Source organism: Streptomyces venezuelae (genome assembly GCF_008642335.1).
In the GTDB taxonomy this organism is placed as follows: Bacteria; Actinomycetota; Actinomycetes; order Streptomycetales; family Streptomycetaceae; genus Streptomyces; species Streptomyces venezuelae_F.
Map to the genome: position 1 here is coordinate 1,607,994 of NZ_CP029191.1, position 22,602 is coordinate 1,630,595.

18 protein-coding genes are annotated in these 22,602 nt (G+C 72.5%); 3 read left to right on the forward strand and 15 right to left on the reverse strand.

What is annotated here, in order from left to right:
• Window positions 1-33: 33 nt before the first annotated feature.
• The 9 genes from DEJ49_RS07105 to DEJ49_RS07145 all read right to left on the reverse strand — a co-directional run bounded on the left by DEJ49_RS07105 (window position 34) and on the right by DEJ49_RS07145 (window position 10,766).
• Window positions 34-1,161 (reverse strand): pseudouridine synthase, encoded by a 1,128-nt coding sequence (locus tag DEJ49_RS07105; RefSeq protein ID WP_150183334.1) that lies wholly within the window; start codon window positions 1,159-1,161, stop codon window positions 34-36.
• An 11-nt stretch (window positions 1,162-1,172) separates the two neighbouring features.
• On the reverse strand, window positions 1,173-1,829 hold the full coding sequence (gene scpB, locus DEJ49_RS07110) for an SMC-Scp complex subunit ScpB (RefSeq protein WP_223832753.1): 657 nt from the start codon (window positions 1,827-1,829) through the stop codon (window positions 1,173-1,175).
• Entirely contained in the window at window positions 1,826-2,752 is a 927-nt protein-coding gene (locus tag DEJ49_RS07115) for a segregation and condensation protein A (RefSeq protein WP_150183335.1), read from the reverse strand. Before DEJ49_RS07115 ends, scpB begins: the two co-directional genes overlap by 4 nt.
• A gap of 19 nt (window positions 2,753-2,771) precedes the next feature.
• Window positions 2,772-3,359 carry a hypothetical protein gene (locus DEJ49_RS07120; protein WP_150183336.1) on the reverse strand — a complete coding sequence of 196 codons (588 nt, stop codon included), beginning with the start codon at window positions 3,357-3,359 and terminating at the stop codon, window positions 2,772-2,774.
• Window positions 3,344-4,516, reverse strand: a complete 1,173-nt coding sequence (locus DEJ49_RS07125; RefSeq protein ID WP_223828263.1) for a ParA family protein — start codon at window positions 4,514-4,516, stop codon at window positions 3,344-3,346. The genes DEJ49_RS07120 and DEJ49_RS07125 overlap by 16 nt, the downstream gene beginning before the upstream one ends.
• Before the next feature lie 324 nt (window positions 4,517-4,840).
• On the reverse strand, window positions 4,841-5,956 hold the full coding sequence (gene ald / locus DEJ49_RS07130) for an alanine dehydrogenase (protein ID WP_150183337.1): 1,116 nt from the start codon (window positions 5,954-5,956) through the stop codon (window positions 4,841-4,843).
• Window positions 5,957-6,101: 145 nt separating this feature from the next.
• Window positions 6,102-8,192, reverse strand: coding sequence for a tetratricopeptide repeat protein (locus tag DEJ49_RS07135; protein WP_190329287.1), 2,091 nt, complete (start codon window positions 8,190-8,192; stop codon window positions 6,102-6,104).
• Window positions 8,193-8,358: 166 nt separating this feature from the next.
• Window positions 8,359-8,985 (reverse strand): NUDIX domain-containing protein, encoded by a 627-nt coding sequence (locus DEJ49_RS07140; protein ID WP_150183338.1) that lies wholly within the window; start codon window positions 8,983-8,985, stop codon window positions 8,359-8,361.
• An 86-nt stretch (window positions 8,986-9,071) separates the two neighbouring features.
• Complete coding sequence (locus DEJ49_RS07145) at window positions 9,072-10,766, reverse strand: CTP synthase (RefSeq protein ID WP_150183339.1); 1,695 nt, start codon at window positions 10,764-10,766, stop codon at window positions 9,072-9,074.
• Between the two features lie 444 nt (window positions 10,767-11,210).
• Here DEJ49_RS07145 and DEJ49_RS07150 point away from each other — a divergent pair, with 444 nt between their 5' ends.
• Together DEJ49_RS07150 and DEJ49_RS07155 are read left to right on the forward strand one after the other, a co-directional pair.
• The gene (locus tag DEJ49_RS07150) at window positions 11,211-13,022 is read left to right on the forward strand and encodes a glycoside hydrolase family 15 protein (protein ID WP_150188089.1); all 1,812 of its coding nucleotides are present in this window, start codon (window positions 11,211-11,213) and stop codon (window positions 13,020-13,022) included.
• A 175-nt stretch (window positions 13,023-13,197) separates the two neighbouring features.
• Window positions 13,198-14,841, forward strand: coding sequence for a PucR family transcriptional regulator (locus DEJ49_RS07155; protein ID WP_150183340.1), 1,644 nt, complete (start codon window positions 13,198-13,200; stop codon window positions 14,839-14,841).
• A gap of 24 nt (window positions 14,842-14,865) precedes the next feature.
• On the opposite strand, the gene DEJ49_RS07160 is transcribed toward DEJ49_RS07155, so the two are convergent.
• From DEJ49_RS07160 to recN, 3 genes are all read right to left on the reverse strand, one after another.
• A complete protein-coding gene (locus DEJ49_RS07160; RefSeq protein WP_150183341.1) occupies window positions 14,866-16,002 on the reverse strand; it encodes a glycosyltransferase family 4 protein in 1,137 nt (378 codons plus the stop codon).
• 264 nt (window positions 16,003-16,266) lie between these two features.
• Window positions 16,267-17,028: a hypothetical protein gene (locus DEJ49_RS07165; protein ID WP_150183342.1), complete on the reverse strand. Its 762-nt coding sequence runs from the start codon at window positions 17,026-17,028 to the stop codon at window positions 16,267-16,269.
• Between the two features lie 76 nt (window positions 17,029-17,104).
• Window positions 17,105-18,832 carry a DNA repair protein RecN gene (recN, locus tag DEJ49_RS07170; RefSeq protein WP_150188090.1) on the reverse strand — a complete coding sequence of 576 codons (1,728 nt, stop codon included), beginning with the start codon at window positions 18,830-18,832 and terminating at the stop codon, window positions 17,105-17,107.
• A 235-nt stretch (window positions 18,833-19,067) separates the two neighbouring features.
• Here recN and DEJ49_RS07175 point away from each other — a divergent pair, with 235 nt between their 5' ends.
• Complete coding sequence (locus DEJ49_RS07175) at window positions 19,068-20,423, forward strand: ABC transporter permease (RefSeq protein WP_223832754.1); 1,356 nt, start codon at window positions 19,068-19,070, stop codon at window positions 20,421-20,423.
• Window positions 20,424-20,518: 95 nt separating this feature from the next.
• On the opposite strand, the gene DEJ49_RS07180 is transcribed toward DEJ49_RS07175, so the two are convergent.
• From DEJ49_RS07180 to DEJ49_RS07190, 3 genes are read right to left on the reverse strand one after another with little or no spacing between them, the layout of a single operon-like run.
• Window positions 20,519-21,424, reverse strand: coding sequence for an NAD kinase (locus DEJ49_RS07180; RefSeq protein WP_150183344.1), 906 nt, complete (start codon window positions 21,422-21,424; stop codon window positions 20,519-20,521).
• A gap of 11 nt (window positions 21,425-21,435) precedes the next feature.
• Window positions 21,436-22,251 carry a TlyA family RNA methyltransferase gene (locus DEJ49_RS07185; protein WP_150183345.1) on the reverse strand — a complete coding sequence of 272 codons (816 nt, stop codon included), beginning with the start codon at window positions 22,249-22,251 and terminating at the stop codon, window positions 21,436-21,438.
• Between the two features lie 7 nt (window positions 22,252-22,258).
• A complete protein-coding gene (locus DEJ49_RS07190; RefSeq protein ID WP_150183346.1) occupies window positions 22,259-22,573 on the reverse strand; it encodes a hypothetical protein in 315 nt (104 codons plus the stop codon).
• Between the last annotated feature and the right edge of the window lie 29 nt (window positions 22,574-22,602).

Consider the following 22,602-nt stretch of genomic DNA (forward strand, 5'->3'; position numbering starts at 1 on the left):
GGGCCGCGCAAGGGCTTCCCGAAGGCCTACCGCCTACAGGTCGACCTCCTGCATCAGCATCCCGACCTCGGTGTTGGAGAGCCGCCGCAGCCAGCCCGACTTCTGGTCGCCCAGGGTGATCGGCCCGAAGGCCACCCGTACCAGCTTGTCGACGGGGAAGCCCGCCTCGGCGAGCATGCGCCGCACGATGTGCTTGCGGCCCTCGTGGAGGGTGACCTCGACGAGGTAGTTCTTGCCGGTCTGCTCGACGACGCGGAAGTGGTCCGCGCGGGCGTACCCGTCCTCCAGCTGGATGCCGTCCTTGAGCTGCTTGCCCAGGTCGCGCGGGATGGGGCCCACGATGTGCGCGAGGTAGACCTTCTTCACGCCGTACTTGGGGTGGGTCAGGCGGTGCGCCAGCTCGCCGTGGTTGGTGAGCAGGATGACACCCTCGGTCTCGGTGTCGAGCCGCCCCACGTGGAAGAGCCGCGTCTCGCGGTTGGTCACGTAGTCGCCCAGGCACTGGCGGCCCTCGGTGTCCTCCATGGTGGAGACGACGCCCGCGGGCTTGTTCAGCGAGAAGAACTGGTACGACTGCGTGGCCACGGTCAGGCCGTCGACCTTGATCTCGTCCTTCTCCGGGTCGACGCGCAGCCCCTGCTCCAGGACGATCTCGCCGTTGACCTCGACACGGGCCTCCTCGACCAGCTCCTCGCAGGCGCGGCGCGAGCCGTAACCCGCACGGGCCAGGACCTTCTGCAGCCGCTCGCCCTCCTGCTCGGCGCCCGGGAAGGTCTTGGGCAGGTTGGTCTTCGGCTTGCCCGCGTACCGCTCGCGGTTGCGCTCCTCCGCCCGCGCGTCGTACTCACGGGACGTGGCCGGGGCCCAACGCCCCCGCCCGGTGCCCTGGCCCTGCTTGGGCCCGCCCTTGGCGCCGCCGCGCGCCGAGGCGCCACGGCCCGACTTCGGACCGTTGCGCGTGCCGTCGGCGCCTACGTCGTAGCGCCGCTCCTCCGGACGCGGCTTCTTCGGACGGCCGGCGCCGCCCTGCTTGTCATCGCGGTTGTTGCCGGCCGCGCGGGGGTTACCGCGGCCACCGCTGCTCCCGCCGCGGCCGCCGCTGTTGCCACCACGGCTCCCGCCGTTGTTTCCGCTGCTGTTCCTGCCGCTGCTGCTTCGCATCAAATTTCCGTCTAGTCGGCTGTGTCCTGGGTGTACCCGTACCCCGGCGCATCGGGTGCGTCCGGGTCGAACGACGGGACGCCCTCCTGCGTCTCTCCCTCGATCGCGTCCGCCTCGGGGAGGAAGGGCGCGAGCTCCGGGAGCTCGTCCAGGCCGCGCAGGCCCATCCGCTCCAGGAAGTAGTTCGTCGTCCTGTACAGGATCGCACCTGTTTCGGGTTCCGCGCCCGCCTCCTCCACCAGACCCCTCTGGAGGAGCGTGCGCATCACGCCGTCACAGTTCACCCCGCGCACCGCGGAGACCCGGGAGCGGCTGACCGGCTGGCGGTACGCGACGACGGCGAGGGTCTCCAGGGCCGCCTGGGTGAGCCGGGCCTGCTGCCCGTCCAGGACGAAGCCCTCCACGGCGGCGGCGTACTCGGGCCGCGTGTAGAACCGCCACCCGCCGGCCACGAGCCGCAGCTCGAAGCCGCGCTTCTGCACGGTGTACTCGTCGGCGAGCTCCCGCAGCGCGACGGCGACGGCACGCCGCGGCCGCTGCAGGATCTTCGCGAGGTGTTCCTCGGTGGCCGGCTCGTCGACGACCATCAGGACGGCCTCCAGGGCGGGCCGCAGCTCCAGGTCGGCCACGGCACCGGCAAGCTCCCCCACGGGGCTCTGCGCGCTCACGCCTTCTCCTCCAAGGGCTCGGGTGCCCGGTCGAACTCGTCGGTCACGGTCGGCTCCGCGGCGCCGTCCCCGCCGGTCCAGCGCACCATCAGCTCGCCCAGGGGGTCCTCCTGGTCCAGGGCGACGGCCTTCTCGCGGTAGAGCTCCAGGAGGGCGAGGAAGCGGGCGACGACGGTGAGGGTGTCCCCCGCGTCCGCCACGAGCACCTGGAAGCTGGCCTCGCCCTGCTCCCGCAGCCGGGCGACGACGAGCCCGGCCTGTTCCTGCACGGAGACGAGCGGGGCGTGGATGTGTTCCACGTACACCTGTGGCTTCGCGCGGGGCTGCATCGCCTTCACGGCGAGCTTGGCGAATCCTTCCGCCCCGATGCTGATGACGACTTCCGGGAGCAGTTCGGCGTGGTGCGGTTCGAGGCCCACGGTCCGCGGATAGCGCCGCGCCTCGTCGTCGAGCCGCCCGCTGAAGATGTCCGCGACCTGTTTGTACGCGCGGTACTGCAGGAGGCGGGCGAACAGCAGGTCCCGCGCCTCGAGGAGCGCGAGATCGGCCTCGTCCTCGACTTCGGCGGTGGGCAGCAGCCGCGCCGCCTTCAGGTCGAGCAGCGTGGCGGCGACGACCAGGAACTCGGTCGTCTGGTCCAGGTCCCAGTCGGCTCCCATGGCCCGGATGTGCGCCATGAACTCGTCGGTGACCTTGGAGAGCGCGACCTCGGTGACGTCCAGCTTGTGCTTCGAGATCAGCTGCAGCAGCAGATCGAAGGGCCCCTCGAAGTTGGCGAGCCGAACCGTGAACCGCCCGTCGTCGGGTTCGGCGGCTTCCGCGGGCTCGGCCGGGGGCTCCGGCTCAGCGGCAGAGGCCCCTGGACCGCGCCCCAGGGTGCGGCGCCGAGCGGCGGACGGTACGGATTCACTGTTCGCGGCCATGAGGCCTAAAACGCTACCCCTACCGCCCGCGCAACCGTCGCACGAGGATGCTCGCGTCCCCGCGGGACTCCAGATCGGCGAGGACGACGGCGACCGCCTCCCGCACGATCCGCCCGCGGTCGACCGCGAGCCCGTGCTCGCCGCGCAGCACGAGCCGCGCGTGTTCGAGGTCCATCAGCTCCTCGGCGGAGACGTACACGGTGATCTTCTCGTCGTGCCGCTCGCGCCCGCTGGGCCGCCGGTTCGCCGCGCGTGCCCGCCGCCGCGCCTGCGCGGTGGACGAGCCGCCGGACTTGCCGCCCTGGGCGGCCGAACCTTCCTGCGCCGTTCCCGAGCGCCGTGCGGCACCCTTGTCGCCCTCGGCGCCGGCCGCCCTCGCGCGCGACTCGGTGCCCGACTCCGCGTCCGATGCCGCGTGTTCGGCGGGCTCACCGTCGCCCTGCGCCGCGTCCTCGGCCGAGGCCGCCGCCTCGTCGCTCTCGCCCGCCGGAGCGGGCACCTTCGCCTCGCCGTTCGCCTGGCGTCGCGGCGACGACGCCTGCAGCGCCATCCCCCCGGTCGTACGGAACAGTTCGTCGGCCCCCGGCAGACTCACTCGGCGTGACACCGGGCGAGCACCTCCCTGGCGAGCTGGCGATAGGCGGCCGCGCCGACCGAGTTGGAGGCGTACGTGGTGATCGGCTCACCGGCGACCGTGGTCTCCGGGAAGCGGACCGTACGGCCGATGACCGTGTGGTAGACGTGGTCGTCGAAGGCCTCGACCACGCGCGCGAGCACCTCACGGCTGTGCACCGTGCGGGAGTCGTACATGGTCGCGAGGATGCCGTCGAGCTCCAGGTCGGGGTTGAGCCGCTCCTGGACCTTCTCGATGGTCTCCGTCAGCAGGGCCACACCGCGCAGCGCGAAGAACTCGCACTCGAGCGGCACGATCACCTTGTGAGCCGCCGTCAGGGCGTTCACGGTGAGCAGGCCGAGCGAGGGCTGACAGTCGATCACGATGTAGTCGTAGTCCTGCATGAGCGGCTTCAGGGCGCGCTGCAGGGTGGACTCGCGCGCGACCTCGCTCACCAGCTGCACTTCGGCGGCCGACAGGTCGATGTTGCTGGGCAGCAGGTCCATGTTGGGGACCGCCGTCTTAAGGAGCACCTCGTCCGCGGACATGCCGCGCTCCATGAGGAGGTTGTAGACCGTCAGGTCCAGCTCCATCGGGTTGACCCCGAGGCCCACGGAGAGGGCGCCCTGCGGGTCGAAGTCGACGAGCAGGACCCGGCGTCCGTACTCCGCGAGGGCCGCGCCCAGGTTGATGGTCGACGTCGTCTTGCCGACGCCGCCCTTCTGGTTGCACATCGCGATGATCTTCGCGGGACCGTGGTCGGTCAGCGGGCCCGGAATCGGGAAGTACGGCAGCGGGCGTCCCGTCGGGCCGATGCGCTCACGGCGCTGACGGGCGGCGTCCGGCGCGAGCGTGGCCGCGTACTCCGGATCGGGCTCGTACTCGGCGTCGGGGTCGTAGAAGTGCCCCTGGGGCAGTTCCTCGTAGTCGGCGAGGTGGGTGTGGGTGTTATCGCCACTCCGGTCGCCGGCCATGGCGTTCACGTGATGGCCATCCATGCTCTGGGGTGCTGACTGTGTCGGCTGGGGGCCCTGCCGGGCTTCGAAGGTGCGGACAGCGACCGAGCCGACGGCTTCGAGCCCCTCGGAACCCTGGTCCCGCACAGACGTTCCTGGTTGACCACCCCCGGGAGCAAATGTCGACTCATTCACAAGTCGTCTTACCTCCTTGGTGACCAGGAAATTTCTCGATAGGTCAGCGTGGCACCATGCCGACGGTTGGCGACTCTATGGCGTGTCACCGCTCCGCAGCAACACAATCCGCCGGACCCGGCCCGATGTGTCGGCAATGGAACACCCTTGTGTCAAGGGTGTGCGGCCTGCCATCGCCGCGTTTCGGGGGTGGGCGAAACGGTTAAAGGGTTACGTTCAAGGCCAGTTGAGCGTGTCCACACTGATACGCATACGGCCGGACCCCTCTCAAGGTCCGGCCGCGGGCGTGAGATTGACGACTTTCGTTGACGAAAGCGGTCAGGTTCAGCCGAGGAGCGACTCCAGCTCGACGTGGTCGAGACCGTGGGCCTCCGCGACCTCCTTGTAAACGACCTTGCCGTCATGCGTGTTGAGACCCAGCGCGAGGGCGTGGTCGCGGCGCAGCGCCTCGGCCCAGCCGTTGTTCGCCAGGGACACGATGTACGGCATGGTCGCGTTGGTCAGCGCGTACGTCGACGTGTTGGGCACGGCGCCGGGCATGTTGGCGACGCAGTAGAAGACCGAGTTGTGGACCGGGAAGGTCGGCTCCGCGTGCGTGGTCGCGTGCGAGTCCTCGAAGCAGCCGCCCTGGTCGATCGCGATGTCGACAAGGACACTTCCGGGCTTCATGCGCGAGACGAGCTCGTTGGTGACCAGCTTCGGGGCCTTGGCGCCCGGGATGAGGACGGCACCGATGACGAGGTCGGCCTCGAGGCAGGCCTTCTCCAGCTCGAAGGCGTTGGAGACGACGGTCTGGATCTTCGTGCCGAAGATCTTGTCGGCTTCCTTGAGCTTGTTGATGTCCTTGTCGAGCAGGGTCACGTGGAAGCCCATGCCGATGGCGATCTGCGCGGCGTTCCAGCCGGAGACGCCACCGCCGATGACGACGGCCTTGCCCGCGGCCACACCGGGGACACCGCCCGGCAGGACGCCGCGGCCGCCGTTGGCGGCCATCAGGTGGTAGGCGCCGACCTGCGGGGCCAGGCGGCCCGCGACCTCGGACATCGGGGCGAGCAGCGGGAGCGCGCGGTTGGCGGTCTCGACCGTCTCGTAGGCGATGGCGGTGGTGCCCGACTCCAGGAGCGCGTCCGTGCACTCCTTGGACGCGGCCAGGTGGAGGTAGGTGAAGAGGGTCTGGTCCTTGCGGAGGCGGTGGTACTCCTCCGCGATGGGCTCCTTGACCTTCAGGAGCAGGTCCGCGGTGGCCCAGACCTCATCGGCGCTGTCCAGGATCTTGGCGCCCGCCGAGACGTACTCGGCGTCCGTGATCGAGGAGCCGACGCCGGCGTTCCGCTCGATGACGACCTCGTGGCCGTGGCGCACGAGCTCGTGCACGCCGGCGGGGGTGATGGCCACCCGGAACTCGTTGTTCTTGACCTCGCGGGGGATGCCGACCTTCATCGTCGATCACGGTCCTTGGCTCAGGGGATTTCTCGGGCAATACAACGCATACCGGTGCGCGTGGGGGCGCAGCGGGAGACACCGCAGAGGTATGCGGCGGAGCCAGTCTAATGAAGGATTTCTCGCTGTCTAGCCTTTCAATACTTCAATCTTCTGTCGAAGCACTACGGATTTCGTAGGCGGAAGGGGCTGCTCCACCGTTCGTTTCAAGCCTTGCGGCCTGCGGAAGCTCCTCTCCCAGCATGCGCTCGGCCGCGCCGCGGTGCAGCCGGGCGGCCGCCGGGTCGCCGAGCCGCTCCAGGGTGTCCGCGAGCCGGAGCTGCAGCGCCGCCTGCAGCCGTACGTCCTCGGCGTGCCGCGCGAGCTCGACGGCCTCCTGGCAGGTCCGCAACGACTCCTCGGGCCGTCCCGCGTACTCCTGCACGCGGGCCATCTCGCTCAACGCCCGCGCCTGGGCGGCCACATCGCCGCTCCTGCGGTACCCGGTGACGGCCGAACTCCAGTTGCGCAGCGCCTCTCCGTAGCGCCCCGCGTACGTGTGCGCCGCGCCGATCCGGCCGTACAGCCGGGCGGCGTCCGTGCGCTCGCCCCGGGCAAGGCGCTGGGCCAGCGCCCTGCCGAACCAGTCGGAGGCCCTCGACCAGTCCCCCAGTTCCTGGTAGGCCCCGCCTACGGATTCCATCGCGCGTCCGGTCGCGTACGGATCACCGGCCGCACGTCCCGCGTCCAGGGCGGCCCGGTAACGGGCCAGCGCGTCCTGCGTACGTCCCGTCTGCGCGTCCAGATCCGCCAGGTTCAGCAGCGCCGCGGCCTGCTCGCGCGGCAGGTTCCGCCGCTCGGCGACGTCCAGGACAAGACGGTGGATGCCGTACAGATCCGGGGCCGCCTCCTCCGTGCCTCGGTGTGCCACCAGGGCTCTGACCAGGGCGGCCATCAGGCGCCGCGCGAGGGTGTCGAGCTCGCCGTCGGCCACCGCGAGGCGTGCGGCGGCGAGCAGCGCGGGCCGGCGGATGCGCAGCCACTCGGCGGCCGCCCGGGGTCCTGGGAAGCGCAGGGCGCGCGGCATCCCGGCGAGCTTCTTGCGGGCGGCGGAGGCATCCGGCTCCGTGACCGCCCGGCAGGACTGGAGCAGGCGCACGGTCCGCTCCAGCATGCGGGCGCGGGCCAGCTGGATCTCGGCGGGCCGGTCCTGGCTCTCGGTGCGGGCCTTCAGGAGCGGCACCAGGCAGCCCGGCACCTCGTACTGCGGCAGCGGCGATTCGACGGCCCGCACGAGCCCGAGGGCGACGAAGTCGTCGAGGGTGGTCCTGGCCGCGGAGACCGAGCAGCCCGCGAGCGCGGACGCGGTGTGCGGGTCGACGTGGCCCGCCGGGGCAAGCGAGAGGAACCGCAGTATGCGGGCGGCGGGCGCGGGCAGCGAGGCGTAGGTGTGAGCGAAGACACGGGCCAGGGGCGAGCCCTCGTCCGGCGAGTCGTGCACCTGCTTGGCCAGATCGGCGACGGCCGCCTTGGGCCGGCCCCCGAGCCAGCCGCCGGCCAGGACGAGCGCCGCCGGATGGGCCGCGCACGCCTCGACGAGGGACTCCGCGGAGCGCGGGTCCACGGTGATGCGGACGGGCCCCGCGGCGCGCGAGAGGAGCTCGACGGCGGCCGCCTTGTCCAGGCCGCCGAGCGTGCAGGGCCGCACGTCGGGGATGCCGGTGAGCGGGCCCTCGGCGACCGCGACGACCAGGCAGTCCGGGGTGTCGGGAAGGAGCGGGTCGACCTGCTCGGCGTCCGTGGCGTCGTCGAGCAGGAGCAGCGCCCTGCGTTCGGAGAGCGTGTCCCTGAGGATTCCGGTGAGGTCGTCCTCGGCCGCTCCGGGGGGTGCGCCGACGCCAAGTGCGTCCAGGAGTTCGCGGGCGGTGCGTTCGGTGGGCACGCGGCCGCCGTCGGGGTCCGTGAGGCGAGCGCGCAGCACACCGTCGGGGTAGTCCCCCGCGAGCTGCCGGGCGAGTTCCTCGGCGAGCGAGGTGCGCCCTGAGCCGGGGCGGCCCGCGACGAGCAGGACGCGCGCGCGGGGCGCCTTGCGGCCCGAGAGGGTGTCGAGGCCCGCGCGGTCGATGTCCGCGCGGAGTTCCTTCAACTCGCGGCGTCTGCCGACGAACTGACCCCTTGTCGGCTCCAGGGCACTCGCGGGCTGCGGCACGGCGCCGCCCGCCGTCGCACCATCGGTGTCGACCGCCTGATCCGTCACGGGCCACGCTCCCGTCCGCCTGCGCACGAACCCGCCGGGACTCCGGGCGGGACGCTTTCAGAGCCTAGTTCAGGCCCTGTGGCGGTTACGGTCGCACGGCGCGCACAAGTCGCCCGATCGGATCAGTGGATCGTCATATCGGAACCCGTGCGCGCTTCTAAGGGGACTACGCGTCGAAGGGCCGGGCGGGCCAGGGCGCCTCGGCCGGGCGCAGCGCGTCGAGCCCGTCGCCGTGCTGGGCCGCGACCAGCGACAGCACGCCGACGACGAGGCAGTTGTTGTGCAGCTCACCGGCGAGCACACCGCGAACGAGCTCGTCGAGGGGCACCCGGGCGAGCTCCATGTCGGACTCCTCCTCCTCGACCGCGAAGCGCTCCCCCTCGGCCTCGGACAGGTCGCGGGCGAGGAAGATCCGCACGGCTTCGTCGCAGCCGCCGGGGGTGGTGTAGACGTCGGTGAGGACACGCCAGTCCTCGGCCTTGACGTGCGCCTCTTCATAGAGCTCGCGCTGGGCGGCGTGCAGGGGGTTCTCGCCGGGGACGTCGAGGAGGCCCGCGGGGATCTCCCAGAGCTTGTGGCGGACCGGGTGGCGGTACTGGCGGATGACCAGGACGCGGCCGGTGTCGTCGAGGGCGAGGACGGCGACCGACCCGGGGTGGACCTGGTAGTCGCGGCGGACGACCGAGCCGTCGGGCATGACCACGTCGTCGGTGCGGACGGAGGTCTTGTTCCCGACGAACGGGGTCTCCGTCGCCGTGACCTGCCACTCCTCGGCGGTGTCCTTGATCGTCATGTCGACCTGTCCTCCCACACGTACAAAAAGAAACCGGGGTGCGCGTCCCTCAGGACACACACCCCGGCAACCGTACCGCTCCGGTGTTACTTGCCGGACTTGCCGCCGGACTTCCGCTCGCCCTGCTGGCGCTCGACGGCGGCCTTCACCAGACCCGCGAAGAGCGGGTGCGGGCGGGTCGGACGCGACCGCAGCTCCGGGTGGGCCTGCGTGGCGACCAGGTAGGGGTGGACCTCGCGCGGGTACTCGACGTACTCGACGAGCTTGCCGTCCGGGGAGGTGCCGGAGAACAGGATCCCGGCCTTCTTCTCCAGGTCCGCGCGGTAGGCGTTGTTCACCTCGTAGCGGTGGCGGTGGCGCTCCTCGACGTACTCCTTGCCCTCGTACACCTCGCGCACGATGGAGCCCTCGGCGAGCTTGGCCGGGTACATGCCCAGGCGCATCGTGCCGCCCATGTCGCCCTCACCGGCGACGATGTCGAGCTGCTCGGCCATGGTGGAGATCACCGGGTGGCCGGTGGCCGCGTCGAACTCCGTGGAGTTCGCGTCGGGGATGTCCGCGAGGTTGCGGGCGGCCTCGATGACGATGCACTGCAGGCCGAGGCAGATGCCGAGCAGCGGCACCTTGTTCTCGCGGGCGTACTGGATCGCGCCGACCTTGCCGGAGACACCGCGGTCGCCGAACCCGCCGGGGATCAGGATCGCGTCGCAGTCGGCGAGCTGCTTCTTGGCGCCGGCCGGGGTCTTGCAGTCGTCCGAGGTGACCCACTTGACCTTGACGCGGGCCTTGTTGGCGAAGCCGCCGGCGCGCATGGCCTCGGTGATCGAGAGGTAGGCGTCGGGCAGGTCGATGTACTTGCCGACGAGCGCGACGGTGACCTCGTGCTGCGGGTTGTGCACGCGGTCGAGCAGGTCGTCCCACTGCGTCCAGTCGACGTCGCGGAACGGCAGGTCGAGCTTGCGCACCACGTAGGCGTCGAGGCCCTCGGTGTGCAGCACCTTCGGGATGTCGTAGATCGACTTGGCGTCGATGGCGGCGACCACGGCGGCCTCGTCGACGTCGCACATCAGCGAGATCTTGCGCTTGATGGCGGTCGGCACCTCGCGGTCGGCGCGCAGGACGATGGCGTCCGGCTGGATGCCGATGTTGCGCAGCGCGGCGACGGAGTGCTGGGTCGGCTTGGTCTTCAGCTCGCCGGAGGGGCCGATGTAGGGCAGCAGCGAGATGTGCACCACGAAGACGTTGTCGCGGCCGACCTCGTGGCGGACCTGGCGGACGGTCTCCAGGAACGGCAGCGACTCGATGTCGCCGACCGTGCCGCCGACCTCGGTGATGACGACGTCGACGTCGTCGGTCGCCATGCGGCGGATGCGGTGCTTGATCTCGTTGGTGATGTGCGGGATGACCTGGACGGTGTCGCCCAGGTACTCGCCGCGCCGCTCCTTGGCGATCACCTGCGAGTAGACCTGGCCGGTGGTGACGTTGGCCGAGCCGTCGAGGTCGACGTCGAGGAAGCGCTCGTAGTGGCCGATGTCCAGGTCGGTCTCGGCGCCGTCGTTCGTGACGAACACCTCACCGTGCTGGAAGGGGTTCATCGTGCCCGGGTCGACGTTCAGGTACGGGTCGAGCTTCTGCATCGTGACGCGCAGGCCCCTGGCCTTCAGCAGCGCACCGAGACTCGACGCAGTCAGGCCCTTGCCGAGGGAAGAGGCGACACCCCCGGTGACGAAGATGTGCTTGGTCGTCGTGGCTGTGCTGTTTCGAAAAGCAGCAGGCTGCATAGCCAAAGGGGGGCTCCCGTGGTCGCGGTCTGGAAGGGTGCGTACCGGCGCTCCCGCCTGAGGTTCGGGGAGGTGCCGTCGCTGCGGTTCGGGGGTTCTATGACCACCGGCTCACGGGCTACCAGGGTATCAGCGCCGGACCGAGCCCGCGTCCGGCCACGCTCCGCCATCAGGCGCACACAACTCGGTCACGGGACCCGCACGCCCCCAGTTTTCCCCGCCGCACCGCCTCTCACCTGCCGCTCACCCGTTCGGCGGAGCCTCGTTGCCGGGAGGGGCGCGCAGATCACTAGGGTGCGTCGTATCCTGCTCGGACAATCGCTGCCGAGCCCATCCGGCACACGGCACCATCCCGCCTTGACCCCGGAACAAGCGCTCGTCGACGATCACTTGACCGCTGATCTGTAAGCGCCCCGCGGGGCGAACGTGGCCGTTCGACTGGAGATAGACGTGGCCGGGCGCATCGAGGACTACGCACTCATCGGAGACATGCAGACCGCAGCCCTGGTCTGCCGGGACGGCACAGTCGACTGGCTGTGCCTGCCCCGCTTCGATTCCCACGCCATTTTTGCCGGCCTGCTGGGCACCGAGGAGCACGGCTTCTGGCGCCTTGGGCCCGCACACGACCCGGACGCGCAGCCACCCACTGCCGCGCGCCGCAGCTACCGCGGCGACTCCCTGGTGCTCGAATCCGAGTGGGACACGACGCGCGGAACCGTCCGCGTGATCGATTTCATGCCTCCGCGCGACACCGACGCGCCGCAGCTGGTGCGGATCGTCGAGGGTGTCAGCGGCCGGGTGCCGATGCGCTCGGCCCTGCGGATGCGTTTCAGCTACGGCCGTGTGGTGCCCTGGGTGCACAAGGTCGACGGACGCACCGTGGCCGTCGCGGGCCCCGACTCGGTCTGGCACGACGCCGACACCGAGACCTACGGCAAGGACCTGACGACGTACTCCGACTTCACCGTCTCGCCGGGTGAGCGGATCGCGTTCACCATCTCGTGGCAGCCGTCCCACAAGGACCAGCCGGCGCTGCCGGAGCCCGAGAACGCGCTCACCGCGACGGAGGACTTCTGGCGGGAGTGGGTCGACCACTGCACGTACCACGGCCCCTACCGCGAGGCCGTGGTCCGCTCGCTGATCACGCTCAAGGCGCTCACCTACGCGCCGACCGGCGGCATCGTCGCGGCGCCGACCACCTCGCTCCCCGAGGACGTGGGCGGCTCCCGCAACTGGGACTACCGCTTCACGTGGCTGCGCGACGCGGCGATCACGCTCTCCTCGCTGCTGCGCACCGGCTACCGCGAGGAGGCCCGCGCGTGGCGCGAGTGGCTGCTGCGGGCGGTCGCGGGCGACCCGGAGAACCTGCAGATCATGTACGGCATCGCGGGCGAGCGCGAGCTCGGCGAGACGGAGCTGGACTGGCTGCCGGGGTACGAGGACTCGCAGCCGGTCCGGGCGGGCAACGGCGCGGCGGGCCAGCTGCAGCTCGACGTGTACGGCGAGGTGACCGAGGCGCTGCACCTGGCCCACATGACGGGCCTGGCCCGCAACGACTACGCGTCACTCCTCCAGCTCAAGCTGATCAAGTATCTCGAGGACCACTGGGACGAGCCGGACGAGGGCATCTGGGAGGTGCGCGGTCCGCGCCGTCACTTCGTTCACTCGAAGGTGATGGCGTGGGTCGCGGTGGACCGCACCATCAAGCTCATCGAGTCCGGTGACGCGGACGGCCCGCTGGAGGAGTGGCGCAAGCTGCGCGACGACATCCACCGGGACGTGTGCGAGCGGGGCTACGACAAGGAGCGGAACACCTTCACGCAGTCGTACGGCTCGAAGGAGCTGGACGCGTCGCTGCTGCTGATTCCGCAGATGGGCTTCCTGCCGCCGGACGACAAGCGCGTCATCGGCACGATCGAGGCGATCCAGCGGGAGCTGTCCACGCCGGACGGGTTCATCCTGCGCTACCCGACCTCCAGCGACGAGGAGAACCTGGACGGCCTGGAGGGCGACGAGGGGGCGTTCCTCGCCTGCTCGTTCTGGATGGCCGACGACCTCGCGATGATCGGCCGGGTCGACGAGGCCCGCAAGCTCTTCGAGAAGCTCCTCGCCCTCCGCAACGACCTGGGCCTGCTCGCCGAGGAGTGGGACCCGCGCCTCCAGCGGCAGGTCGGCAACTTCCCGCAGGCGTTCAGCCACGTGCCGCTGATCGACACGGCACTGCGGCTGACGGCCTCGGGGGCGTACGGGGGCTAGCGCCCTCCGCACCCGGCACCGGCACCCCCGCTCCCTGTGGCGTACGTCACAGAGGGTGGGGGTGTCCGCAATTGCCGCCCGGAATCCACGAGTTGCCGGGCGGCCGTCACCTGTGGCCTGCCCTGTGATCGTCCGGAGATGTTCGCCGGAGGCGTGCCCCGGTAGCGTCCGCGCCATGGACAGTCAGGGCACTCAGGGCGGCATCACGGTGCAGCGCGCGCTGGAACTTCCGGGGCTGCGCGGCGGGCTCCCCGAGGTCGTCGCGGGCGCGGAGCGGCTCCAGCGGACCGTGCGGTGGGTGCACGCGGGCGAGGTGCCCAACATCGCCTCGCTGCTCAAGGGCGGCGAGCTGCTGCTCACCACGGGGCTCGGGCTCGGTGCCCGCCCCGCCGAGCAGCGCGCCTTCGTGCGCAACCTCGCCGAGCGCGGCATCGCGGCGCTCGTCGTCGAGCTGGGCCCGCGCTTCACCCGGCTGCCCGCCGCGATCGTGGAGACGGCGCGCTCCGCCGGTCTTCCGCTGGTGCAGCTGCACCGCGAGGTGCCGTTCGTGACGGTCACCGAGGAAGTGCACACCGAGATCGTCAACGGCCACTACGCGCTCCTCCAGCAGGCCGAGGAGGTGCACAGGCGCTGCACGGAGGCGCTGCTCGGTGGGGGCGGCACGCCGCAGGTCCTTGCCATCCTCGCGGAGTTCAGCGGCAACCCGGTGTTCCTGGAGACGGCGGACGGCCAGCTCCTGTACGCCGCGGGGGCGGGCACCGAGTGCGCGGACCCGCTCCAGGTGTGGGAGGGGCTGCGGGGACGCGCCGTCGAACGGGAGGGACCGCCCGCGAGCGCGGTCATCGTCGACGTGCCGGGCGGCGGTCCGGGCGCGGGGTCGGTGCGGGCCAGGCTCGTCCTGCTGGCCGTGGAGTCGGCGCCGCTGCCGGTGCACCGCATCGCCGCGGAGCGGGCGGCGAGCAGCCTCGCGGTGGTCCTGATGCAGGCACGCCAGGAGGAGGAGCTCGCCGCGCGCGGTCGCGGGGACTTCCTCACCGACCTCGCGGAGGGCCGCATCGCCGCCGACGACGCCCCGGCGCAGGCCCGCGTCCTCGGTTTCCGGCCCGGCTCGGCCGACAGCCCGCTGCTGCCGGTGGTGATGCGGCTCGCGGACGGCCTGCCGACCGGCGGCGGGTGGGCGGTCCTCGCGCGGGCGGTCGCGGAGGAGCTGGCGTCGGTGGGCGTGCCCGCGCTGCTCGGCGTGCGTCCCGTGGAGGGGCGGGTACCGCTGCTGCTGGGACTGCGCTCGGAGTCGGAGCGGACCGCGGTGGCGGACCGGGTCGCCGCCGCGCTGCGGGCCGGTGTCGAGCGGGCCGGGATGCAGCGGCCGGGTGCGCAGCCGCCGGTCGTGGTGGTCGGGGTCGCGGGCGGCTGGGCGGCGGCGTCGGCGGGGCTGCGGCACGCGGCGGAGACGGCGACGGCCGCGCAGGGGCTCTCCGACCGGCCCTGGTACGACGCGCGGCGGCTCGACATCGACCTGCTGCTGTGGCGGCTGCACCGGCACGACGAGGACGGGGTCCTCGCGGCGTTCGTGGACCGGGCGATCGGCCCGCTGCGCGCCCACGACCAGCGGTCCAAGCCGCCGCTGCTGCCGACGCTGCAGACGTATCTGGCGCATGCGGGACGCAAGGCGGAGACCGCGCGCGAACTGCATCTGAACCGGCAGACCCTGTACAACCGGCTCGCGCGGATCAGCGAGTTGCTGGGCACGGATCTCGACGACCCGCAGACGGTGCTCGCGTTGAGCCTGGCGCTGCGGGCACGCAGGCACGTCGCATAGTTCCAGCAGGAGGATTGTGAGGCCTCAGGTGTACGGCAGGGGCTGCGTCAACTCGTCGTAGATGCTGAGGACTTGTGTGACCGTTTCGTCCTCGGTCGGCCACGTGGCGGCCTGGGCCGCTCCCCTGTCCCTGAGCTCCGCACGGCGGACGGGGTCGGCGAGGAGGCGTGCGACGGCGGTGGCGAGGGCCTCCGCGTCGCCGTACGCGACGAGTTCGGCCGCGTCGCCGACGAGTTCGGGGATGCCGCCGACCGCGGTCGCGACGAGCGGCACGCGCGCGTGGAGCGCTTCCTGGGCGAGCACGGAGCGGGACTCCCAGCTGCTGGGCAGCACGGCGAGGTCGGCCGCGGCGAGGAGTTCGGGGACGTCGTCGCGCCGCCCGACGAGCCGGACCGGCAGCAGCTCCTCCTCGATGCGGCGCTGCAGGGCGGCCCGTTCGGGTCCCTCCCCCGCGATGACGAGCAGCGGCAGCGGGTCCAGATGGCGCCACGCGCGCGTGGCGTCCAGCAGGACGTCGTAGCCGCCGCCTCGTTCGAGGGCGCCCACGGCGAGGATCAACGGCCGGTCCACGGCGCCGACTTCGGCGCGGGCCTTGTGGAGGAGGCCGCCGGGCTCCTCGGCGGGTGCCGGGCGGCGCGGCGCGGGCAGGGCGACGGCGGCGAGGCGGGCGTCGCGCGCGCCGCGGCTGCGGGCGCGGTCGACCAGATCGGACGAGGTGCCGAGGACGACGGCCGCGGCCTTGGCGACGCGCCGCTCCAGGAGGCGCAGCAGGCGGGCGCGGGCGCCCTCCGCCTGCGCGCGGGTGTGCCAGGTGACGACGAGGGGGACGCGCCGCCCGGTGAGCGCGAGGGCGGCGCGGAGGGCCGCGTGCAGCCCGTGCGCGTGCACGAGGTCGGCGTCGGCGCAGGCGGCGCGGAGGGCGGCGACGGAGGCGGGGTCGCCGCTGCGGGGCACGGGGATGTGGCGGGCGCCGGCGCCGGTGAAGTCGTAGGTGCGGGCGGCCTCGTCGGGGGCGCAGACGGTGACCCGCAGGCCCCGGGCGCTGAGTCCCGCGGCGAGCGATCTGACGTGCGCGCTGCTGCCCGCGCTGCCACCTCCGAGGACCTGAACGGTGTGCAGCGGCGTCTGTCCGTGCGGCGAGTGGCTGCTCACGTGGCTCACGTGGCGGGGGCTCCTGGGTCTGCGTCGGTGGGTGCTCGGACGGGTACTCGGGCAGATGCTGCGCCAAGGATGCCAGGAGGCACGGTCGTTCCGGCACTGCCGAAAGGTCACTTCCGCATTTGGCAGGGCAACTCCGCGAGCGGGATCACCCACACGGGGGAGAGATATGGGAGGTTGCGGACACCTTGCGGGGTCACCCCTGGAACGGCTGCCCGAACGGGCCGTCCTGGATGAGGCCGTACACCGCGCGCGGCCACGCAACGATCATGATCCGCCCCTGCTGTCCGCGTACGCCGCCACAGCCACCAGCGCCGCCGCGTGCACGGCAAGACCCGCCCGGCCGTTGCCCGCGGCGATGGCCGCGCCGAGTGCCGCGCCCAGGGCGTGCGCGCCCGCGTCGCCGAGCATCGTGCGCTCGCCGATGTCGTCGGGCAGGACGGCGGCCGCGGCCCCCATGGACGCGGCGGCGACGGCCGCGCCCGGCCCCTTGCGCAGCAGCCCCGGCGCTCCCAGGGCGAGCACGGCCGCACCGGCCTGCCCCGGGCGTACGTCCACGAGGTTCACGAGGTGGGCGGTGCCCGCGATGACCACGCCCGCGAGGACCTTGTCCGCGGACCGTTCCTTGAGGAGGGCCCCGGCGGCGAGTCCCGCGGCGGAGATGCCGAACAGCTTCACGGCGCCGCTGGTGATCTCGCCGTCCCGCAGCGCCCCGAGGTGCGCTCGGAACCCGCGGCGTGCGTCTCCGGCCCCCGCCACGTCGTCGTAGCCCCCGCAGGCACCGGCGCCGAGCACGGCCAGCGCGGCGGCCGCACGCGCCCTCGCGGGGAGCGCGGCGACACCGGCGGTCGCACCGACGGCGACGGCGGGCCCCGCGTACAGGCCGACGCTCCTGCCCGCGTAGTTCTTCCGTGTCCACCGCTCGGCGCCACCTGGCGCGAGGGACCGCAGTGCGGCGGTCACCGCACGGGTGGCGGCAGCGGCGACGGCCGCGGCACCGAGGCGCGACCCGAGCTTGCGTTCGATCATGCGGTCACCCTACGAGGCGACCGCGAACACCCCACCCGTCACCGGCTCACCCGTCGCCGGGTCATCCATCACCGGGTCACCCATCGCCGCGGGCGGTCGCCAGCAACTCCTCCGCGTGGGCGCGTGCCGTCTCCGAGTCCTCCTGCCCCGCCAGCATGCGCGACAGTTCGCGCACCCGGTCCTCGCCCTCAAGGACCTGCACTCCGGAGCGCGTCACCATGCCGTCGTTGGTCTTCTCCACGAGCAGCTGACGGTCGGCGAAGGCCGCGACCTGCGGGAGATGGGTGACGACCACGACCTGCGCCGACTTGGCGAGGCGTGCGAGGCGCCGGCCGATCTCGACCGCCGCCTTGCCGCCGACGCCCGCGTCGACCTCGTCGAAGAGGTACGTCGGGACGGGGTCCGTGCCCGCGAAGACCACCTCGACGGCGAGCATCACGCGCGACAGCTCACCGCCCGACGCGCCCTTGGCGATGGGCCGGGGCGGGGCGCCCGGGTGCGGGGCGAGCAGCAGCTCCACCTCGTCGACGCCCGCGGGTCCGTACGCCACGGTGCGGCCGCCGACCTCCACGCCGTCGGCGCCCTCCGGGACCTCCGTGCTGCTGATGGCGATCGACACGCGCGCGTGGGGCATCGCCAGCGAGGCGAGTTCCTCGGTGACGGCCGCCGCGAACCGCGTGGCCGCCTCCTGACGGGCGTCGGTCAGCGCCTGCGCGAGCCCGGCCAGTTCGGCGCGCAGCGCGTCGCGCTCGGCGGTCAGCTCCCCGAGCCGGTCGTCGTCGCCCTCCAGCTCCGTGAGGCGCGCCGCGCCCTCCTCGGCCCACGTGAGGACGGCGTCGATGTCCTCGCCGTACTTCCGGGTGAGCTGGGTCAGCGCGGCCCTGCGCTCCTCGACCGCGGCGAGCCGCAGCGGGTCGGCGTCGAGGTCGTCCGCGTACCCGGCGAGCTCGCCCGCCACGTCGCCGAGGAGGATGCCGATCTCGCCGAGGCGGTCGGCCAGGGCGGACAGGGCGGGGTCGTGGGAACGTACGGCCTCAAGGGCCCGTGAGGCGCCCGCGACCAGCGTCGAGGCGTCCACGACCTCCGGGTCCTCGGGGTTGCCCGCGAGCGCGGCGTGCGCGGACGTGGCGGCGGAGGCGAGCGCCTCCGCGTGTCCGAGCCGCTCGGCCTCCGCGGCGAGTTCGGTGTCCTCGCCCGCACGCGGTTCGACGCCCCCGATCTCCTCCAGGCCGAAGCGCAGCAGATCCGCTTCCTGGGCACGCTCCCGCGCGCGGGTGGTGATCTCCTCGACCTCGGTGGTGACGGCCCGCAGCCTGCGGTACGCGGCCGTGTACTTGGCGAGCGGCACGGTGACGGCGTCGCCCGCGTACCGGTCGAGGGCGGCGCGCTGCCGGGCCGGTCTGAGCAGGCCCTGCTGGTCGGTCTGGCCGTGCACGGCGACGAGGTCGTCCGCGAGTTCGGACAGCAGGCCGACGGGCACGGAGCGCCCGCCGAGGTGCGCCCGTGAGCGGCCTTCCGCCGAGACGGTACGGCTGATGAGCAGCGCGCCGTCGTCGAGCTCCGCGCCGGCCTCCTCCGCGCGCACGACCGCCGAGGTGCCGGCGGGCACGGCGATGCGGCCCTCCACCACCGCCGACTTCGCGCCGATCCGCACCAGGGCGGGGTCGGCGCGCCCGCCGAGCAGCAGGCCAAGGCTGGTGACCACCATCGTCTTGCCCGCACCGGTCTCACCCGTCACGGCGGTGAAGCCCGGTGACAGCTCGACGACCGCGTCGTCGATGACTCCGAGCGACCGTATCCGCATCTCCTCCAACACGGACACGACCTTACGAGGTCAGAGGGCCGGTGTGCGACGGGCCCTGGGCCCCTCCTGTGAAGACGCAGGTCGAAGCGGCGTACCGAACACGGCTGTCACCCGCTGGAGTGGGCCTCCGGAACACGCGTCCCGCACGTCGCGCCGGAGGGTGGGGCCACCCCCCGCAAGATCCACCGGTTCTCCACATGGCGCCGCTCCCGCACCCGGCGGGACCATGATCCACATGGCAACTGGACTGGCCCGGGCGGCCTTGCGCGCGCACCGCCCGGCTTTCGTGGGGACGGCGGTGGCCGCGCTCTTCGCGGCGACGGTGGTGAGTGCGTCGACGATGATGCTCGGCACGACGAGCACGGACCGCGGCGACCTCTCGCCGGCGGCCCGCAGACAGATCGCGGAGAACGGCGTGGGCGACATGGCCGTCGTCCTGTTGATCGGCTCGGTCTACATGTCGATATTCGTGGTCGTGTCGACCATGGGCACGGCCGTCGCGCAGCAGCACCGCGAGCTGGCGATGGTGCGCTCGATCGGCGCCCGACCCCGCCAGATCCGCCGCGCGGTGGCCGCACAGGCCCTGGCGGCGTCGATCCCCGCCGCACTCCTCGGCTTCGTGCTCGGCGGCTTCGGCGCCCGCTGGTGGCACGCGGGAATGGTCGACCACGGGCTGCTCCCCACCGAGGCCGGCTTCCGCTTCAGCTGGGTCGCCCTGCCGGTGTGCCTCGGCGTGGCCGTGGTGACGACGACGCTCGCCGCGCTGCTGTCCGCCCTGCGGTTCTCCCTGCTCCGCCCGGCCCGCGCGCTCAGCGAGGCGGCGACGGGCCGCCGTGGCCTGGGCCTGCTCCGCGCCCCGCTCGGCGTCCTGGCGGTGGCAGGAGCCTGCGCCGTCGCGGTACTCCTGTCCTCCCAACCGGCGGAGGAGGCGGGCGAGGGCGCGTTCCTGGTCCTCATCCTCTTCTGCGTGGGCGCGGGCCTTCTCGGTCCGCGGATCATCGGCCCCGCGGCCTGGCTGGTCTCATCACTGGTCGGCCGGTTCGGCCCGAGCGCGCGCCTGGCGATGCTCAACGTCCGCTCGCAGCCCCGCCGCTTCTCCGCCGCGGTGGTCCCGCTCGTCCTGGTCGTGGGCTTCGGCCTCACCAAGATCGGCATGCACACGACGGCCCAGCACCACACGGGTTCGGCGGGCGACCGCGGCGAGGTCTGGCTCGACTACGTGGGCACGGGCCTGTACGCGGGCTTCGCCGCCATCGCCGCGGCGAACACCCTCGCGATGATCTCCTTCGAACGCCGCCGCGACGTGGCGCTGCTGCGGGTCGTCGGCAGCCGACGGGCGCAGGTCGGCGCGATGGCGGCGTGGGAGGCGGTGGTGGTGGCGGGCACGGCCCTCCTCCTGGGCACGACGATCGCCCTGGCCACGCTGGCCCCCATCCTCAGCACGGCGTTCGACTCCGCACTCCCGTACGTGCCGTGGCCGGTACCCACAGCAGTGGCGACAGCCACCCTGCTCCTCACGCTCCTGGCAACGGGCATCCCGGTCCGCACAGCAATGCGCAGACGAGCAATCTCCGTACTGAGCACTACGTAGAAGCGCCGGGGGCGCGAAGGGTAGCCAAGGGGCGCGGGGAACTGCGCGACAACCCCCACCACCCGCACCCCACAACCGCCCCCGGCGAGCACCCGCTACTGAGGCGCCCCCCGCCACCCAGAAACCGGCAACGCGAACTTGGCGACAAGTCGGTCCGTGAACGACGCATGATGCAGCCGCGCGAGCCGAACCGGCACCTCACCCCGCCGCACCTCGACCCGCGCCCCGGAGGGCAACTCCAGCGTCCGCCGCCCGTCACACCACAGCACCCCGTGCGGCGTATGCGGCTGAACCTCGACGGCGAGCACGGAGTCCGGCGACGTCACCAAGGGCTTCGCGAAGAGCGCGTGCGCACTGATCGGCACCATGAGCAGCGCCTCCACCTCCGGCCACACCACGGGCCCACCCGCGGAGAACGCGTACGCCGTGGACCCCGTGGGCGTCGCGCAGACGATGCCGTCGCAGCCGAACCCCGTGACGGGCCGCCCGTCGATCTCCAGGACGACTTCGAGCATCCGCTCGGGCGACACCTTCTGCACCGCCGCCTCGTTCAGCGCCCAGTCGCGGTGCACGACGTCACCGTTGCGGTGCACGACGACGTCGATCGTCATGCGCTCCTCGACCTCGTACGCCTTGGTGACGACCCGGTCGACGACCTTGTCGAGGTCGTCGCGCTCGGCCTCCGCGAGGAAGCCGACCCGTCCGAGGTTCACGCCGAGCATCGGCACGCCGGACGCCCGCGCGAATTCGGCGCCCCGCAGCAGCGTCCCGTCGCCGCCGAGGACGACGATGAGCTCGCAGTCGTCGATGCAGTCGGCCGTGGCCTCCGCGACCGTCTCGACCTCGGCGGGCAGCGGCAGGTCGACCGCCTCCGCCGCAAGGACCCGCACGCCGAGGCCGCTGCGCAGCAGCCCCTGGACGACGAGTTCGGCGCTGCGGATGGCCGCGGGCCGCCCGGTGTGCGCGAGCAGGAAGACGGTACGAGCTCGGGTCTGGGTCACTCGGGTCTGGGTCAACGGGGCCCCTCCGCCACGGCACGGTCAACATCCGCCGGGTCCAGCGCATCGGCCCCGGCGCGCAGCCACAGAAAGTACTCGACGTTCCCGGAGGGTCCGGGCAGCGGGCTCGCGGTGACCCCGCGCACCCCGAGGCCGAGCCCCCACGCCTGCCGTGCCACGCCCCGCACGGCGTCCGCCCGCAGTTCGGCGCTGCGCACCACGCCGCCGCTGCCGAGCCGTTCCTTGCCGACCTCGAACTGCGGCTTGACCATGAGGACGAGGTCCGCGTCGGGCGCCGCGCACCGCACGAGGGCGGGCAGCACCAGGCCGAGCGGAATGAAGGAGAGGTCGCCGACGACCACGTCGACCGGGATCCCGTCAACCGCCTCGAGCGTCAACTCGCGTACGTTCGTACGGTCCTTCACGGTGACCCGGTCGTCGCTCTGCAGCGACCAGGCGAGCTGCCCGTAGCCGACGTCGACGGCGACGACGTGCGCGACGCCCGCGCGCAGCAGCACATCGGTGAAGCCGCCGGTGGAAGCGCCCGCGTCCAGCGCGCGGCGCCCCTCGACGGTCAGCCCCTGCGGCCCGAAGGCGGCGAGGGCACCCGCGAGCTTGTGCCCGCCGCGCGAGACGTAGTCGGGGTCGCTGTCGTCCTGCGTCACCACGATCGCGGCGGCCGTCTCGACCTGTGTCGCCGCCTTGGTCGCGACGGTCTTGCCGACCGCGACCCGGCCTGCGGCGATCAGCTGGCTCGCGTGCTCGCGCGAGCGCGCGAGCTTCCTGCGGACGAGCTCGGCGTCGAGGCGGCGTCGTGCCACTCCTGCCACGTTCGGTTCAGCTCCTGTCGTACGAAGATCGGTGTGCCGGTGCCCCGGTGGGTGCCGGCGGACCGGGGCGCGCGTCGAGCGCGGTCAGCGCGTCGCGCAGGCCCCTGTGTACATCCTCGTACACCTCGATGTGGCCGTCCGTGGCGAGGTGGTCCGCGTCGCCGAGGCGGGCGAGACACGCGTCCACCTCGGCGTCGCCGGTGGGCGTGCGCTCGACGCCCAGGGGCGCGGGGGCTGCGGGGTCGTACGAAGGGTCGTCCGGAGCCTGCCGCTCCGGCTCCACCGCCGCCCCCTGTCCGGGGCCCGCGAAAGAGTCGCTCATGGCACGACGCTACCGCGAAGGCCTGGGGT